A 14,826-nucleotide genomic window follows, 5' to 3' on the forward strand; every position below is an offset into this window, starting at 1 on the left:
AGCCGGTCTCAGACGGGGACGTGGACCGCCTCGACCCGGCTGGCGACCAGCCGCTCCCGCTCCCGCCGCACGGCCTGCTTGCGGAGCCGCAGGATCTGGCAGAGCCCCAGCGCCTCCAGCACGAACACCGCGGAGAACGCCACCCGGTAGTTGTCGCCCGTCGCGTCCAGCAGGATGCCGATCGCGAGCAGCGTGGTCATGGAGGCGACGAAGCCGCCCATGTTGGTGATGCCCGACGCCGTGCCCTGCCGCTCCGGCGGGTTGGCGGGCCGCGCGAAGTCGAAGCCGATCATCGAGGCGGGCCCGCAGGCGCCGAGCACCGTGCACAGGACGATCAGGAGCCACATCGGCGCGTGGTCGCCGGGGTGGACGAGGACGGACGCCCAGGCCGTGGCCGTCGCCGCGACGGTGCCGAGCGCCAGCGGGAGGCGCGCGGCGTGGTGCCGGGCGACGATCTGGCCGTAGACCAGGCCGATGACCATGTTGGAGAGCACGACCAGCGTGAGCAGTTCGCCGGCCGTCGCCCGCGAGAGGCCCTGCGCCTCGACGAGGAACGGCAGGCCCCACAGCAGCAGGAAGACCATCGCGGGGAACTGCGTGGTGAAGTGCACCCACAGGCCGAGCCGGGTACCGGGCTCCCGCCAGGACTGGGCGATCTGCCGGCGCACGAAGGCCGCTCCGGTGTGTCCCACCGGCTCCGGCTCGTGGCCCTCGGGGTGGTCCTTGAGGAACAGCGTCATCAGGACCAGGACGACCACACCGCACAGCGCGCTGCCCGCGAAGGCCGCGGTCCAGCCGACCGAGTGCAGCAGCCGGGCCAGGACCAGGGTCGAGACGAGGTTGCCCGCCATGCCGACGAGCCCCGCGAGCTGCGCGACCATCGGGCCGCGCCGGGCCGGGAACCAGCGGGTGCCGAGCCGCAGGACGCTGATGAAGGTCAGCGCGTCGCCGCAGCCGAGCAGGGCGCGGGAGACGAGCGCCATCGCGTACGTCGGCGAGAACGCGAAGCCGAGCTGGCCGATCGTGAAGAGGACGACGCCGATCGTCAGCACCTTCTTGGTGCCGAGGCGGTCGACCATGAGGCCGACGGGTATCTGCATGCCCGCGTACACGAGCAGTTGGAGGATGGAGAAGGTCGACAGCGCGGACGCGTTGACGTGGAAGCGGTCGGCCGCGTCCAGTCCCGCGACGCCGAGCGACGTGCGGAAGATGACCGCGACGAAGTAGACGGCGACGCCGATGGACCAGACGAGCACCGCCTTGCGGCCGCCGGGCGGGTCGCCGGGCAGCGAGACGGGCGCGGAGGCGGCGCTCACCGCACCTCACCCCGCGCCAGGTTCTGGAACCAGCCGACGTGCCGGGTCACCACGGCGACGGCCGCGTCGCCGTCGCCGTCGCGCAGCGCGTCGAGGATCTCCTCGTGCTCCGCGAGCGTCTTCGCGATCCGGTCGGGGTGCGAGTGCATCACGGCGACGCCCATCCGCAGCTGCCGGTCCCGCAGTTGGTCGTAGAGGCGCGAGAGGATCTCGTTCCCGCCGCTGCGCACGATCTCCGCGTGGAAGCAGCGGTCGGTGACCGCGGCCTCGGCGAGGTCGCCCGCGGCGGCCTGCGCGCGCTGGCGCTCCAGCAGTTCCGCCAGCCGGGCGATCAGCCCCGCGGGCGCGGGCACCGCCTTGCGCACCGAGTGCTTCTCGACGAGCAGCCGCGTCTCGACGACGTCCGCGATCTCCTGCGCCGAGACGGGCAGCACGAGGGCGCCCTTCTTCGGGTAGAGCCGCAGCAGCCCCTCGACCTCCAGCTTCAGGAGCGCCTCGCGCACCGGCGTCCTCGATACCCCCACCGCCTCGGCGAGCTCGCCCTCGGTGAGGAGGGTGCCGCCCTCGTAGCGGCGTTCGAGGACGGCTTGCTTGACGTGCGCGTAGACGCGCTCGGCGGCGGGCGGCCGCTTGGCTGCGGCGAGAGCGGTGGCTGGCATGCGCACAGCATAGATACAACACGTATACGCCGGAATCCCCGTCCACATCGCGGGCACGCGCCCCACGCGACACAGGACCGGGAGCGCGGCTGGGAGCACGGCCAAAAGCACGGCCGGTACGGAGAAATTTCACGGTGTTCCGGCACATCCATCGGCCCCTCTCGCTCGTCTATTGAGAGAGCGGCACCCTCATGCCGCCGCAGTCCAGGGGCATTTGGAGCATTGAACTTGAATACCGGCATCAAGGGCGTACGCCGCGCATCGGCCGTTATCGTCACCACGGGCGCAATGCTCGCCGGCGGCGCCCTCACCAGCCCGGCCCACGCGGCCGCACCGCCGAAGCCGTCCATCGTCGCCAAGGGCGGCTATGTGATGAACAGCGGCACGGGCAAGAGCCTCTACACCAAGTCCGCCGACACCCGCCGTTCCACCGGGTCGACGACGAAGATCATGACGGCCCGCGTGGTGCTCGGCCAGCGGAACCTCAACCTGGACTCCAAGGTCAAGGTCGAGAAGGCCTACAGCGACTACATCGTCCGCAACAACTACGCCTCGTCGGCCCGCCTGATCGTCGGCGACAAGGTCACCGTCCGCCAGCTCCTGTACGGCCTGATGCTGCCGTCCGGCTGCGACGCCGCGTACGCGCTCGCCGACAAGTTCGGCAAGGGCTCGACCCGCGCCAAGCGTGTGAAGAGCTTCATCGGCCAGATGAACTCGACCGCGAAGACCCTCGGCCTGACGAACACGCACTTCGACTCGTTCGACGGCATCGGGCACGGCAAGAACTACTCGACGCCCCGCGACCTGACCAAGCTCGCGCGCAACGCCATGAAGTACTCCACGTTCCGCACGGTCGTGAAGACCAAGTCGACGACGCAGAAGGTCACCACCAAGTCCGGTGGCTACCGCAACATGTCGTGGTCGAACACCAACAACCTCCTCGGCTCCTACCGCGGCGCCATCGGCGTGAAGACGGGCTCCGGCCCGGAGGCGAAGTACTGCCTCGTCTTCGCCGCCACCCGCAGCGGCAAGACCGTCATCGGCACGGTGCTCACCTCGTCGTCCCTGGCCAACCGCACCTCGGACGCCAAGAAGCTGATGGACTACGGCTTCAAGGTCGCCTGACGCGCGGCAGCAGTACGCACGCATACGTACGGGGAGGGGCCCGCCGCGACAGCGCGGCGGGCCCCTCCTGCGCGTGCCGCTTCTCTGCGCGGCGCGCGTACAGCCGGACTACGACCAGGTCAGCAGCCGCTTCGGCCGCTCCAGGACCGCCGCCACGTCGGCGAGCACCTTGGAGCCCAGCTCCCCGTCCACCAGGCGGTGGTCGAAGGAGAGCGCGAGCGTCGTCACCTGGCGCGGCTTGACCTTGCCCTTGTGGACCCACGGCTGGAGCTTGATCGAGCCGACCGCGAGGATCGCGGACTCGCCGGGGTTCAGGATCGGCGTGCCCGTGTCGACGCCGAAGACTCCGACGTTCGTGATCGTGACCGTGCCGCCCTGCATGTCGCCGGGCGCCGTCTTGCCCGAGCGGGCCGTGGAGACCAACTCGCCGAGCGCACCGGCCAGTTCGGGCAGGGTCTTGGCGTGCGCGTCCTTGATGTTCGGCACGATCAGACCGCGCGGGGTGGCCGCGGCGATGCCCAGGTTCACGTAGTGCTTCTGGACGATCTCCTGGTTCGCCTCGTCCCAGGCCGCGTTGACGTCGGGGTTGCGGCGGATCGCCACGAGCAGGGCCTTGGAGATGAGCAGCAGCGGATTGACCCGCAGCCCCTCGAACGCCTTGTCCTGCTTCAGCTCCTCGACCAGCTTCATCGTCCGCGTCACGTCGACCGTCACGAACTCGGTGACGTGCGGCGCCGTGAACGCCGAGCCGACCATCGCCTGCGCGGTGACCTTGCGGACGCCCTTGACCGGGATCCGGGTCTCGCGGGCGTCGGAGCTCGCCGTACCCACCGTGCCCGCCGTGTTCCCCGAAGGGGCGGGGGCGGCGGCCGGGGCGGGCTGCGCCGGCGCCTGGGGCGCCTGCGGGGCGGGCGCGGCGACGGAGGCCCGGGCCACCGCCGCGTGCACGTCCTCGCGGGTGATGATCCCGTCGGGGCCGGACGGCGTGATCGTGGCCAGGTCGACGCCGAGGTCCTTGGCGAGCTTGCGGACGGGCGGCTTGGCGAGCGGCCGGGCGCCGTCGGCCGCCGTGCCGTTCGTACCCGCGCCGTCGGCCGCCGAGCCGTTCGTACCCGAGGCAGGCGGTGCGGCGGGTGCGCTCGTGCCGTTCAACTCGGCCTGGACCGCCGTCGCGTAGCGCGCGCCGGCCTGCGGCTCGTCGGACTGCTCGGGGACGGCCGTCTTGCGCGCGCGCCGCTTGGTCGAGGACTCGGCGACTCCGTAGCCCACGAGGACGGGCTGCCTGCCTGCCTTGGCGGGCTCCTCCCCGGCGGCGGGCTCCGCGGCCGGAGCGGCCTGCGCGGCCTGTGCGGGGGCCGACTCGGCGGGCGCGGCCTGCGCGTCCGCGGACGCGCCGCCCGACACGTCGACCGCGATGATCACCTGGCCGACGTCGACCGTGGTGCCCTCGGGGAAGCGCAGTTCGCGCACGGTGCCGTTGAACGGGATGGGCAGCTCGACCGCTGCCTTGGCGGTCTCCACCTCGCACACGACCTGTCCGTCGGTGACCGTGTCACCGGGCTGTACGTACCACTTGAGGATCTCGGCCTCGGTGAGTCCCTCGCCCACGTCGGGCATCTTGAACTCGGCAAGAGCGGTGTCAGTCATCGTCGTCACGCCCCTCTCCCTCAGTACGCCAGCGAGCGGTCGACGGCGTCGAGCACCCGGTCAAGGCCCGGCAGGTACTCCTCCTCCAGGCGCGCCGGCGGGTACGGGGCGTGGTAGCCGCCGACCCGCAGCACGGGCGCCTCCAGGTGGTAGAAGGACCGCTCGGTGATGCGTGCCGCGATCTCCGCGCCGGTGCCCAGGAAGACCGGGGCCTCGTGGACGACGACGAGGCGGCGCGTCTTCTCCACCGAGGTCTGCACCGTGTCGAAGTCGATGGGCGACATCGAGCGCAGGTCCAGGACCTCCAGGGACTTGCCCTCCTCCTCGGCGGCCGCGGCCGCCTCCAGGCAGACCTTCACCATCGGGCCGTACGCCGCGAGGGTCAGGTCGGTGCCCCGGCGGGCGACGACGGCCTTGTGCAGGGGGCCGGGGATGGCCTCCTTGTCGACCTCGCCCTTGTCCCAGTACCGCCGCTTGGGCTCGAAGAAGATGACGGGGTCGTCGCTCTGGATGGCCTGCTGCATCATCCAGTAGGCATCCGCCGAATTCGACGGGGAGACCACCTTGAGGCCCGCCACGTGCGCGAAGAGCGCCTCGGGCGACTCGCTGTGGTGCTCGACCGCGCCGATGCCGCCGCCGTACGGAATGCGGATGACGACGGGCATCTTGATCTTGCCGAGCGCACGGGCGTGCATCTTCGCGAGCTGCGTGACGATCTGGTCGTACGCGGGGAAGACGAAGCCGTCGAACTGGATCTCCACCACGGGGCGGTAGCCGCGCAGCGCGAGGCCGATCGCCGTGCCCACGATGCCGGACTCGGCGAGCGGGGTGTCGATGACCCGGTCCTCGCCGAAGTCCTTCTGCAGCCCGTCCGTCACGCGGAAGACGCCGCCGAGCTTGCCGACGTCCTCACCCATGATGAGGACCTTGGGGTCGGTCTCCAGCGCCGTGCGCAGCGATTCGTTGATCGCCTTGGCGATGGGAAGTTTCTGGACAGCCATGGTTACTTGCCCTCCCCGCCCGCGGGGGCGTCCGCGAACGACGCCTGGTAGGCGGCGAACTGGGCGCGCTCCTCGTCCACGAGCGCGTGCCCGTCGGCGTAGGCGTTCTCGAAGATCGCCATCAGATCCGGATCCGGCATCGCCCGCACCACCTCTCGCACTCGCTTGCCCAACGCTTCGCTCTCCTCGTCGAGTTCCGCGAAGAATCCCTCATCCGCGTGACCCTCGGACTCCAGATAGGCGCGCAGCCGCAGGATCGGGTCCTTGGCCTCCCAGGCCTCCCGCTCCTCGTCCCTGCGGTACTTGGTCGGGTCGTCGGAGGTGGTGTGCGCGCCCATGCGGTACGTGAACGCCTCGATCAGCGCCGGGCCCTCACCCGTGCGGGCCCGCTCCAGGGCCCACTTGGTGACGGCGAGGACGGCGAGCACGTCGTTGCCGTCGACCCGCACACCGGGGAAGCCGAAGCCCTGCGCGCGCTGGTAGAGCGGCACCCGGGTCTGCTTCTCGGTGGGCTCGGAGATCGCCCACTGGTTGTTCTGGCAGAAGAAGACGACCGGCGCGTTGTAGACCGCGGAGAAGGTGAACGATTCGGCCACGTCGCCCTGGCTGGAGGCACCGTCGCCGAAGTACGCGATCACGGCCGAGTCCGCGCCGTCCTTGGCCACGCCCATCGCGTAGCCCGTGGCGTGCAGGGTCTGCGAGCCGATGACGATCGTGTACAGGTGGAAGTTGTTGGTGTTCGGGTCCCAGCCGCCGTTGTTCACGCCGCGGAACATGCCGAGCAGGTTGGTCGGGTCGACGCCGCGACACCAGGCGACGCCGTGCTCGCGGTACGTGGGGAACACGTAGTCGTCGTCGCGCGTGGCCCGCCCCGAGCCGATCTGCGCCGCCTCCTGGCCGAGCAGCGACGCCCACAGGCCCAGCTCGCCCTGGCGCTGCAGGGAGGTGGCCTCGGCGTCGAAGCGGCGGGTGAGGACCATGTCGCGGTAGAGGCCGCGCAGCTCCTCGGCGGTGATGTCCGCGACGAACGCGTCGTACACGGCGTTCTTCGCGTCGTTGACCCGCTTCCCCTCCGGGGTCAGCAGCTGTACGAGCTCGGGCTCCGTGCTTTTCTGCGGCGCGGGCTTCTTGGCGCTCGCGCGCTTCCCGCCGCCGGTACTGCTGCGGCGCGGTTTGCGCGCGGCGGTGCTCTCCACGGTCACGTGTGCTCCTCCGTCGGTCCGGCCCCCGGGATTACCGGGTGACTGGGTCCCCCCTCGCTCTTTGAGAGCCTGGGGGAAGCGGCTCGCCTGTCCGTGCCCGCGCACGGGGTGGGTGCGACTCGGCCGGGAACAGGCGTGACAGGTGCCCCGGCGAGCTCCCTGCACAAAACACGTTACCCAGTGCTTCCCATTTCTGTGAAACCCCATCTGACCTGCGAATTTGCTTGGATTTCCAAGTATCTGACTGCTTGGATTTCCGAGTAAATCGAGAAAGTCGGGAACAGTTCCTGGTCACAGCACTGATCACAGCCTGGCAGGGGGCCGGAACACCGGCACGTTATCCCGGCCACCCCACGCATTGGAAGGGTTCCGCCCGGGCACGGAAAGAGAACGTGTGTGAGACTGGCTCCGTGCGCGAAGACGGAAAAATTACGGTATTTCTCCTCGACGACCACGAAGTGGTCCGGCGTGGAGTCCATGAGCTGCTCTCCGTGGAGTCCGACATCGAGGTCGTCGGCGAAGCGGGAACCGCGGCAGATGCCCTGGTCAGGATCCCCGCGACCCGGCCGGACGTGGCCGTGCTCGACGTGCGCCTGCCGGACGGCAGCGGTGTCGAGGTGTGCCGCGAGATCCGCTCCCAGAACGAGGACATCAAATGCCTGATGCTCACCTCGTTCGCCGACGACGAAGCCCTCTTCGACGCGATCATGGCCGGTGCCTCCGGTTACGTCCTCAAGGCCATTCGCGGCAATGAGCTCCTGACCGCCGTCCGGGACGTGGCCGCCGGCAAGTCCCTGCTCGACCCCGTCGCCACGGCCCGGGTCCTGGAGCGGCTGCGCGACGGCAACAACGCCAAGGGCGACGACCGCCTGGCCAACCTCACCGACCAGGAGCGGAAGATCCTCGACCTGATCGGCGAGGGCCTGACCAACCGCGTGATCGGCGAGCGACTGCACCTGGCCGAGAAGACGATCAAGAACTACGTCTCCAGCCTGCTCTCCAAGCTGGGCATGGAGCGCCGCTCCCAGGCCGCCGCGTACGTGGCGCGCATGCAGGCGGAGAAGCACTGACTCCGTCCTGAAGGGCCGCCTGACGTCCTCCTGAAGCCGGCAGGGCGCCCCGCGCGACCGGGGGCCGACGGCTGGGACCGCCCCCCGGTTCAGGGACTTACGTCCTCGGTTTGTGGGGGCGGGATCCCCTTTCCCGACGCCCCGTCGATGAACCAAGGTGGGGGTCATGCCCACCGACGAACAGCTCGCCTTCGACCTGCTCAGCCACGCCGACTACGGCCGGGTGGCGACCAGCATGCGCGCGCTGCCCTTCCTCGCGGCGTCCCGCCACATCGTCGTGGACGGCACGATCCTGCTGCGCATGCACAAGGGATACGGCTACCACCAGGCGTGCATCGGCAGCGTCGTGGCGTACGGCGCGGACAACCTCAACCTGGCGAGTGCCCGTGAGGGCCAGTGGACCGTGCAGCTGGTCGGCGTCTGCGAGTCCGTCGAGCCGACCACCGCGGAACTGGAACTCTTCGGTCCGGCACCGCACTACGTGGACGGTGAGCTCTTCGACCCCGTCTACCTGCGCATAGAGCCGCAGTTCACGACGGTCCACGCCTTGCGGGCCGGCCACGACCGGCGGCTCCAGCACACGCTGTAGGCCGCGTTTCGCACGGGCCGGCCCAGGCGGCGTTCCGCGCGGGCCGGCGCAGGCCGCGTTCCGCACGGGTCACAGGCCTCGTACGACTGAGGGCCCCGCATCGCGGGGCCCCACGTCACTCACCGGGCGGGGCTCAGAGCCCTTCGCCCTCGCCACCGCCGCCGTTGCCGGCGCCCTCGTCGTCACCCTCCGGCTGCGTCGGATCACCGGTCGGCTCGGTCGGGTCGTCGGTCGGCTCGGTCGGATCCCCGGTGGGCGTGGTCGGGTTCCCGGTCGGCGTGGTCGGGTCGCCGGTCGGCGTGGTCGGGCCCGTCGACGGATTCGTCGGGTTGGTCGGCCTCGTCGGCTGCGGGTCGTAGTCCGTCGCGCCGCCCGTCTCCGTACCCGTGTCCGTCTCCTCGTCCGTCGGGTCGTCGTCCGCGCTCTTGCTCGGCTTCTCGGACTGCGACTGCTTCGTCGCCGGAGTCTTCGGGGTTTCCTTGCCGTCCTTCTTGTCGCCCGCGGTCAGCGCGAACGCGACACCCACGGCGATGGCGATGACCGCGAGCACGGCGAAGATCCACATCTTGCCGCGGCCGCCCTTGCCGCCGTGGTGCCCGCCGTCGAAGCCGCCGTCGTCGCCGCCCGGCGGACGCAGCATGGGGCTCGGGATCTGCGCGGTCCCCGAGTCGGGGTGCGCCATCGCGGTGGTGCCCGCGACGCCCATGGCCGGGGTGTTCCCGCCCTCGTGCATCTCCACGGGCCCGGTGTTCCAGGTTCCCGTGTGGCTGCCCTGCTCGTGCAGCATCTGCAGCCCGTACTGGACGAGGCCGCGCATCTCCTCCGCCGTCTGGAACCGGTCGTCCGGGTCCTTGGCGAGCGACCGCATGACGAGCCCGTCCAGCTCGGGCGGCGCCGCGTCCGAGACCTCGGAGGGCGGCACGGCCTGGTCCTGGACGTGCTGGTAGACGACGGAGAGGGGCGTCTCACCGGTGAACGGGGGCCGCAGCGCGAGCAGTTCGTAGAGCAGGCAGCCGGTCGCGTACAGGTCGGAGCGGTGGTCGACGGCCTTGCCGAGCGCCTGCTCGGGCGAGAGGTACTGGGGCGTGCCCATGACCATGCCGGTCTGGGTCATCGTCGACTGCGCGCCGTGCAGGGCGCGCGCGATGCCGAAGTCCATCACCTTGACCGCGCCGGTGTTGGTGATGATCACGTTCGCGGGCTTGATGTCGCGGTGCACGATGCCGTGCTGGTGCGAGTAGGCCAGGGCCTCCAGGACGCCCGACACGATGATCAGGGCCTGCTCGGGGCCCGGCGCCTCCGCGTTGATCAGCAGATCGCGGATCGTCCGGCCCTCGACGATCTCCATGACGATGTACGGGACGACGTTCGGCCCGACCACGTCTTCACCGGAGTCGTACACCGCCACCACGGCGTGGTGGTTGAGACCGGCCACCGACTGCGCCTCGCGCGTGAAACGGGCCTTGGAGACCGGGTCCTCGGCAAGGTCGGAGCGGAGCAGCTTGACCGCGACGGTGCGGCCGAGACGTACGTCCTCGGCCGCGAAAACCTCGGCCATGCCGCCCCGGCCGAGTCTGTGGGTCAGGCGGTAGCGGCCGTCGCCGACCAACCCGCCGTTGCCCCACAATTCAGGCGCGTCTGACATACCGCCGCCAGTCGCCTCGGGGTCGGACGGGCCCTGAGCGCGCTGCGTCTGTGCCATCAGTCCTCGCCGTCGTTTCTGGTCGTGGTACTTGGTACTGAGTACGTCGAGATACGGGGTACTCCGTCGGGTCACGCTACAGCCTTCGCGCCACCCGCCGGTTCGAGCCGGACCGGTCATCAAAGCCGTCCGTGGGTCCCGTGCGCAAACTTGTAACGCTTCCGAGACGCTTCTTGCGCGTACGGTCACGGAACGGGCACCGAGCTTGACGCGTCATCGTCCTCGGGCAGACTTGGCCTGGAATAGCGGGTAATCGATGACCAGCCGCGGAGCCGTCCGGCAGCCGCGCCGATGGGGGACGCACGAGATGAGCAGCCAGGACGGCGCACAGGGGCGGTACGCGGGGCGTTCGCTGGCCGGTGGCCGCTACCAACTGCGTGATCTGCTCGGCGAAGGCGGCATGGCGTCGGTACACCTCGCCTACGACACCGTGCTCGACCGGCAGGTCGCCATCAAGACACTGCACACCGAGCTCGGCCGCGAACAGTCCTTCCGCGAACGCTTCCGCCGCGAGGCCCAGTCGGTGGCGAAGCTCACGCACACCAACATCGTGTCGGTCTTCGACACCGGCGAGGACGAGCTCGACGGCGCGACGATGCCGTACATCGTCATGGAGTACGTCGAGGGCCAGCCGCTCGGCTCCGTGCTCGACACGTCCGTGACGCAGTTCGGCGCGATGCCGTCCGACCAGGCTCTGAAGATCACCGCCGATGTGCTCGCGGCGCTGGAGATCAGCCACGAAATGGGCCTGGTCCACCGCGACATCAAGCCCGGCAACGTGATGATGACCAAGCGCAACGTCGTCAAGGTGATGGACTTCGGCATCGCCCGCGCCATGCAGTCCGGCGTCACCTCCATGACGCAGACCGGCATGGTCGTCGGCACCCCGCAGTACCTTTCCCCGGAACAGGCGCTCGGCCGCGGCGTCGACGCCCGCTCCGACCTCTACTCCGTCGGCATCATGCTCTTCCAGCTGGTGACGGGCCGGCTGCCGTTCGAGGCGGACTCCCCGCTCGCCATCGCGTACGCGCACGTTCAGGAGGAGCCGGTCGCTCCCTCCTCGATCAACCGTTCCCTTCCGCCCGCGCTCGACGCGATCGTCGCCCGCGCGCTGAAGAAGAACCCGAACGAGCGCTTCCCCACGGCCGAGGCCATGCGCGACGAGTGCCTGCGCGTCGCCCAGTCCTTCCAGGCCGCGGCCCCCAGCATCGTGCCGGGCGCGCAGACGGCGAGCGGCGCGGGCGTGGGCGCGGCGGTCTTCCCGCCCGTCGACGCCTCGCTCCCGCAGAACGGCAACGTCCAGACGCCGTACCAGCCGGGCGCCTACGGCCCGCCCACCCCGGCGCCCACGCCGGGCTACGGCTACCCGCAGCAGGGCTACCAGACCCCGCCGCCCACCAACGCGTACGCCCCGCAGCAGGGCGCGCACACCCCGCCGCCGTACAACCTCTCCCCGCAGCCCGCCACGGCGACGGCCGGAGGTCCCGGCGGCACGAACAACTCGGGCGGCTCGGCCGGCTCGGGCGGCCGCAAGCGGAACATGCCGGTGATCGTCGGCTCGATCGTCGTCGCGCTGATCGCCATCGGCGGCCTGATCACCGCCCTCACGATGAGCGGCGGTGACGACGACGGCGGCAAGGAAGCCTCCACCGACAAGTCGGCGCAGCCGGTGGCGGGGCACAAGGGGCCCGAGCGCCGGAACGTCATCGAGACGGAGAAGTGCACCGACCCCGAGGTCGGTTACAACGACGAGGAGAAGATCAAGGTCCCGGACTTCACGTTCAAGGACTGGAAGTCGGTCCTGTCGTGTCTGCAGGCGGCCGGCTGGGGCTACGACAAGCGCAAGGTCGACGAGAACGCGTACGGCCAGGACACCGTCATGCGGCAGACCCCGAAGGAAGGCACGGAGGTCGACCCGAAGACGCTGGAGCTCCAGTTCGACATCTCCACGGGCAACCCGGCCTAGCGGTTCCTCTTCTTCCCCCTTCCTTTCTTCCACCACGCCCAGGGGCTCGGTACGCGCGATGCGTACCGAGCCCCTGGGCGTAGTCGTAGGGCGTAGTCGTTAGGGAAGCGACCGACGGGTGTCTACAGGTAAGGGCCTCCCGTGCGGCCCGCGAGGCCGCCGCCCTCTTCCTCCTCGTCGCCGCCCACGCCGGGCGGCAGCGCCCTGCGCATCTGCTCCAGCTGGGCCCGCGCCGCCATCTGCTGCGCGAACAGGGTCGTCTGGATCCCGTGGAAGAGGCCTTCGAGCCAGCCGACCAGCTGGGCCTGCGCGATCCGCAGCTCGGCGTCGCTCGGCGTCGCCTCCTCCGTGAAGGGCAGGGAGAGCCGCTCCAGCTCCTCGACGAGCTCGGGGGCGAGACCGTCCTCGAGCTCCTTCACCGAGCTGGCGTGGATCTCCTTGAGGCGGACCCGGCTCGCCTCGTCGAGAGGAGCCGCCCGCACCTCCTCCAGCAGCTGCTTGATCATGCTGCCGATACGCATGACCTTGGCCGGCTGTTCGACCATCTCGGTCACCGGGACTTCGCGGGATTCATCGTCTCCGCCGCCACCGAGAGCCATTCCGTCCTGGCCCACGACCAGGACCTGAGGGCTCTCCGACGACCGTTCGTTCCTCGGCATCTCCATGCCGCCATTCTCTCGCACCCGTACATCACACATCGGTGGTGCCCCCGTACGCGGATGATCCACCCTCACGCGCGGCGCAGCCGCAGTCCCAGGAAGCCGAGTCCGAGGCCGATGAGGACCAGCCCGCCGCCGAGGGGCAGGACGCGGAGGTTCGGCAGGACGGGGCCCACCGGAGTGCGTTCCCCCCGGTCGAAGGCGGTGTCCCGGTGCGTGACGGGGGTCGGCCGTGACGGTTGCGGGGGCGGGACGGGGGGCGGTGTGTAGGGCGGCGGGATCCGGCGCGGCACGTCCACGAGGCCCGGCCGCTCCCGCCCCTCGCCCGCGCGGGTCCCGGCCCGGGAGGTCTCGTCGACGGTGGTCACGGGCCCGTTGACGGAGGGCTCCGCGGCGAACGAGACGAGTCCGGGTACGACCGCCGTCAGTACCGCGAGAAGCGCCACGACGACGAAGGCGGACCCTCTCGGCAGGAAAGCCGGGCGTCTCGACTGCGAAGCCGGCCGTCTCGACTGCGAAGCAGTCACCGCGCTGCCCCCTCCCGCCACCGGGTCGCCAAGGTCGTGAAAGATCACCGCACCGCACCAGGTGACAAGCCTCACACAATGCTGCTAATCCGGCATCTCGGTCAGGGTGTGGCCGACGAGGGGGAAGGTCGCGAGGGGGCCAGGTCGCGAGGGGGGGGAGATCGCGAGGGGGGGAGATCGCGACAAGGGCGGGCTGGGAGGAGGGCGGGGAGTCCCGTCCCCTCCCGCCGCCCCCGGCAACCGCTACCGCGTCAGCAGCACCTTGCCGATGTGACCGCTCTCCTCCAGCACCCGGTGCGCCGCCGCCGCGTCGCTCATCGGCACCGTACGGTCCACGACGGGCCGCACATGGCCCCCGCCGATCAGCGGCCAGACGTGCTCCCGCACCGCGGCGACGATCGAGGCCTTCTCGGCGGCCGGGCGGCCGCGGAGCGACGTGGCGGTCACCGCGGCCCGCTTGTTGAGGAGCGCCGCGATGTTCAGCTCGCCCTTGACGCCGCCCTGCATGCCGATGATCGCGAGCCGGCCGTTGACCGCGAGGGCCTGCACGTTCCGGTCCAGGTACTTCGCGCCCATGTTGTCGAGGATGACGTCCGCGCCCGCGCCGTCCGTGGCCCGCTGGATCTCTTCGACGAAGTCCTGCTCGCGGTAGTTGATGAGGACGTCCGCCCCCAGCTCGCCGCAGAACGCGAGCTTCTCCTTGGTGCCCGCGGTGACGGCGACCTTCGCGCCGACGGCCTTGGCGAGCTGGATCGCCATGGTGCCGATGCCGCTCGAACCGCCGTGCGCGAGCAGCGTCTCGCCCGGGCGCAGGTGGGAAATCATGAAGACGTTGGACCACACCGTGGAGGTGACCTCGGGCAGCGCGGCCGCCGTGACGAGGTCGACGCCGTCGGGCACGGGGAACAGCTGGCCGACGGGGACGACGACCTGCTCCGCGTAGCCGCCGCCCGCGAGCAGGGCGCACACCTCGTCGCCGACCGACCAGCCGGAGACGCCGGGGCCGAGCGCGGTGACGCGGCCCGAGCACTCCAGGCCGGGGTACGGGGAGGAGCCGGGCGGCGGGTTGTAGAAGCCCTGCCGCTGCAGCAGATCGGCGCGGTTCACGGCGCTGGCCGCCACCTCGACGAGCACCTCGCCCTCGCCGGGCACGGGATCGGGGACCTCGGCCCACACGAGCGCTTCGGGGCCGCCGGGTTCGGGGATCGTGATCGCATACATGCTGGCGAGGCTACTCGCGTCCCTGTGCGGGGGCCTCCCAGATCAGGCCCCCGCCCCCGCCCTCGGCTTCGCCCTTGCCCTCGCCCTCGCCGTCGACCTCGACCTCACCCTCGCCCTCGACCTGGCCCGAGAGCCGCCCCAC

At 70.6% G+C, this 14,826-nt stretch carries 14 protein-coding genes; 4 read left to right on the forward strand and 10 right to left on the reverse strand.

Annotation, left to right across the window (positions count from 1 at the left end; translation table 11 throughout):
* Positions 1-8: 8 nt before the first annotated feature.
* Both ACZ592_RS10405 and ACZ592_RS10410 read right to left on the reverse strand, forming a co-directional pair.
* A complete protein-coding gene (locus tag ACZ592_RS10405; RefSeq protein WP_471581105.1) occupies positions 9-1,316 on the reverse strand; it encodes an MFS transporter in 1,308 nt (435 codons plus the stop codon).
* Positions 1,313-1,975, reverse strand: a complete 663-nt coding sequence (locus ACZ592_RS10410; protein ID WP_471581106.1) for a GntR family transcriptional regulator — start codon at positions 1,973-1,975, stop codon at positions 1,313-1,315. The genes ACZ592_RS10405 and ACZ592_RS10410 overlap by 4 nt, the downstream gene beginning before the upstream one ends.
* Before the next feature lie 228 nt (positions 1,976-2,203).
* Here ACZ592_RS10410 and ACZ592_RS10415 point away from each other — a divergent pair, with 228 nt between their 5' ends.
* Positions 2,204-3,100: a D-alanyl-D-alanine carboxypeptidase family protein gene (locus ACZ592_RS10415; RefSeq protein ID WP_471581107.1), complete on the forward strand. Its 897-nt coding sequence runs from the start codon at positions 2,204-2,206 to the stop codon at positions 3,098-3,100.
* 108 nt (positions 3,101-3,208) lie between these two features.
* On the opposite strand, the gene ACZ592_RS10420 is transcribed toward ACZ592_RS10415, so the two are convergent.
* From ACZ592_RS10420 to pdhA, 3 genes are read right to left on the reverse strand one after another with little or no spacing between them, the layout of a single operon-like run.
* Entirely contained in the window at positions 3,209-4,756 is a 1,548-nt protein-coding gene (locus ACZ592_RS10420; RefSeq protein ID WP_471581108.1) for a dihydrolipoamide acetyltransferase family protein, read from the reverse strand.
* Between the two features lie 11 nt (positions 4,757-4,767).
* Positions 4,768-5,748: an alpha-ketoacid dehydrogenase subunit beta gene (locus ACZ592_RS10425; protein WP_471581109.1), complete on the reverse strand. Its 981-nt coding sequence runs from the start codon at positions 5,746-5,748 to the stop codon at positions 4,768-4,770.
* Between the two features lie 2 nt (positions 5,749-5,750).
* The gene (gene pdhA, locus ACZ592_RS10430; RefSeq protein WP_471581110.1) at positions 5,751-6,950 is read right to left on the reverse strand and encodes a pyruvate dehydrogenase (acetyl-transferring) E1 component subunit alpha; all 1,200 of its coding nucleotides are present in this window, start codon (positions 6,948-6,950) and stop codon (positions 5,751-5,753) included.
* Between the two features lie 410 nt (positions 6,951-7,360).
* On the opposite strand from pdhA, the gene ACZ592_RS10435 reads away from it, so the two are divergent.
* Both ACZ592_RS10435 and ACZ592_RS10440 read left to right on the forward strand, forming a co-directional pair.
* Complete coding sequence (locus tag ACZ592_RS10435) at positions 7,361-8,020, forward strand: response regulator (RefSeq protein ID WP_384551420.1); 660 nt, start codon at positions 7,361-7,363, stop codon at positions 8,018-8,020.
* Positions 8,021-8,186: 166 nt separating this feature from the next.
* The gene (locus tag ACZ592_RS10440) at positions 8,187-8,609 is read left to right on the forward strand and encodes a pyridoxamine 5'-phosphate oxidase family protein (RefSeq protein ID WP_471581111.1); all 423 of its coding nucleotides are present in this window, start codon (positions 8,187-8,189) and stop codon (positions 8,607-8,609) included.
* 133 nt (positions 8,610-8,742) lie between these two features.
* On the opposite strand, the gene ACZ592_RS10445 is transcribed toward ACZ592_RS10440, so the two are convergent.
* Positions 8,743-10,311, reverse strand: a complete 1,569-nt coding sequence (locus tag ACZ592_RS10445) for a protein kinase domain-containing protein (protein ID WP_471581112.1) — start codon at positions 10,309-10,311, stop codon at positions 8,743-8,745.
* A 307-nt stretch (positions 10,312-10,618) separates the two neighbouring features.
* Here ACZ592_RS10445 and ACZ592_RS10450 point away from each other — a divergent pair, with 307 nt between their 5' ends.
* A complete protein-coding gene (locus ACZ592_RS10450) occupies positions 10,619-12,277 on the forward strand; it encodes a protein kinase domain-containing protein (protein ID WP_471581113.1) in 1,659 nt (552 codons plus the stop codon).
* 122 nt (positions 12,278-12,399) lie between these two features.
* On the opposite strand, the gene ACZ592_RS10455 is transcribed toward ACZ592_RS10450, so the two are convergent.
* The 4 genes from ACZ592_RS10455 to ACZ592_RS10470 form a co-directional block, all read right to left on the reverse strand.
* Positions 12,400-12,942, reverse strand: a complete 543-nt coding sequence (locus tag ACZ592_RS10455) for a bacterial proteasome activator family protein (RefSeq protein ID WP_471581114.1) — start codon at positions 12,940-12,942, stop codon at positions 12,400-12,402.
* 65 nt (positions 12,943-13,007) lie between these two features.
* Complete coding sequence (locus ACZ592_RS10460; RefSeq protein WP_471581115.1) at positions 13,008-13,382, reverse strand: hypothetical protein; 375 nt, start codon at positions 13,380-13,382, stop codon at positions 13,008-13,010.
* Positions 13,383-13,706: 324 nt separating this feature from the next.
* Positions 13,707-14,684: an NAD(P)H-quinone oxidoreductase gene (locus ACZ592_RS10465; protein ID WP_471581116.1), complete on the reverse strand. Its 978-nt coding sequence runs from the start codon at positions 14,682-14,684 to the stop codon at positions 13,707-13,709.
* Between the two features lie 10 nt (positions 14,685-14,694).
* A complete protein-coding gene (locus ACZ592_RS10470; RefSeq protein ID WP_471581117.1) occupies positions 14,695-14,826 on the reverse strand; it encodes a hypothetical protein in 132 nt (43 codons plus the stop codon).

It is taken from the genome of Streptomyces sp. NPDC040622, from assembly GCF_055593965.1.

Coding starts and splice junctions, on each gene's coding strand:
- ACZ592_RS10410 (WP_471581106.1), bottom strand. CDS start 1,975: ATGCCAGCCACCGCTCTCGCCGCAGCCAAGCGGCCGCCCGCCGCCGAG.
- ACZ592_RS10425 (WP_471581109.1), bottom strand. CDS start 5,748: ATGGCTGTCCAGAAACTTCCCATCGCCAAGGCGATCAACGAATCGCTG.
- ACZ592_RS10440 (WP_471581111.1), top strand. CDS start 8,187: ATGCCCACCGACGAACAGCTCGCCTTCGACCTGCTCAGCCACGCCGAC.
- ACZ592_RS10445 (WP_471581112.1), bottom strand. CDS start 10,311: ATGGCACAGACGCAGCGCGCTCAGGGCCCGTCCGACCCCGAGGCGACT.
- ACZ592_RS10450 (WP_471581113.1), top strand. CDS start 10,619: ATGAGCAGCCAGGACGGCGCACAGGGGCGGTACGCGGGGCGTTCGCTG.
- ACZ592_RS10455 (WP_471581114.1), bottom strand. CDS start 12,942: ATGGAGATGCCGAGGAACGAACGGTCGTCGGAGAGCCCTCAGGTCCTG.
- ACZ592_RS10465 (WP_471581116.1), bottom strand. CDS start 14,684: ATGTATGCGATCACGATCCCCGAACCCGGCGGCCCCGAAGCGCTCGTG.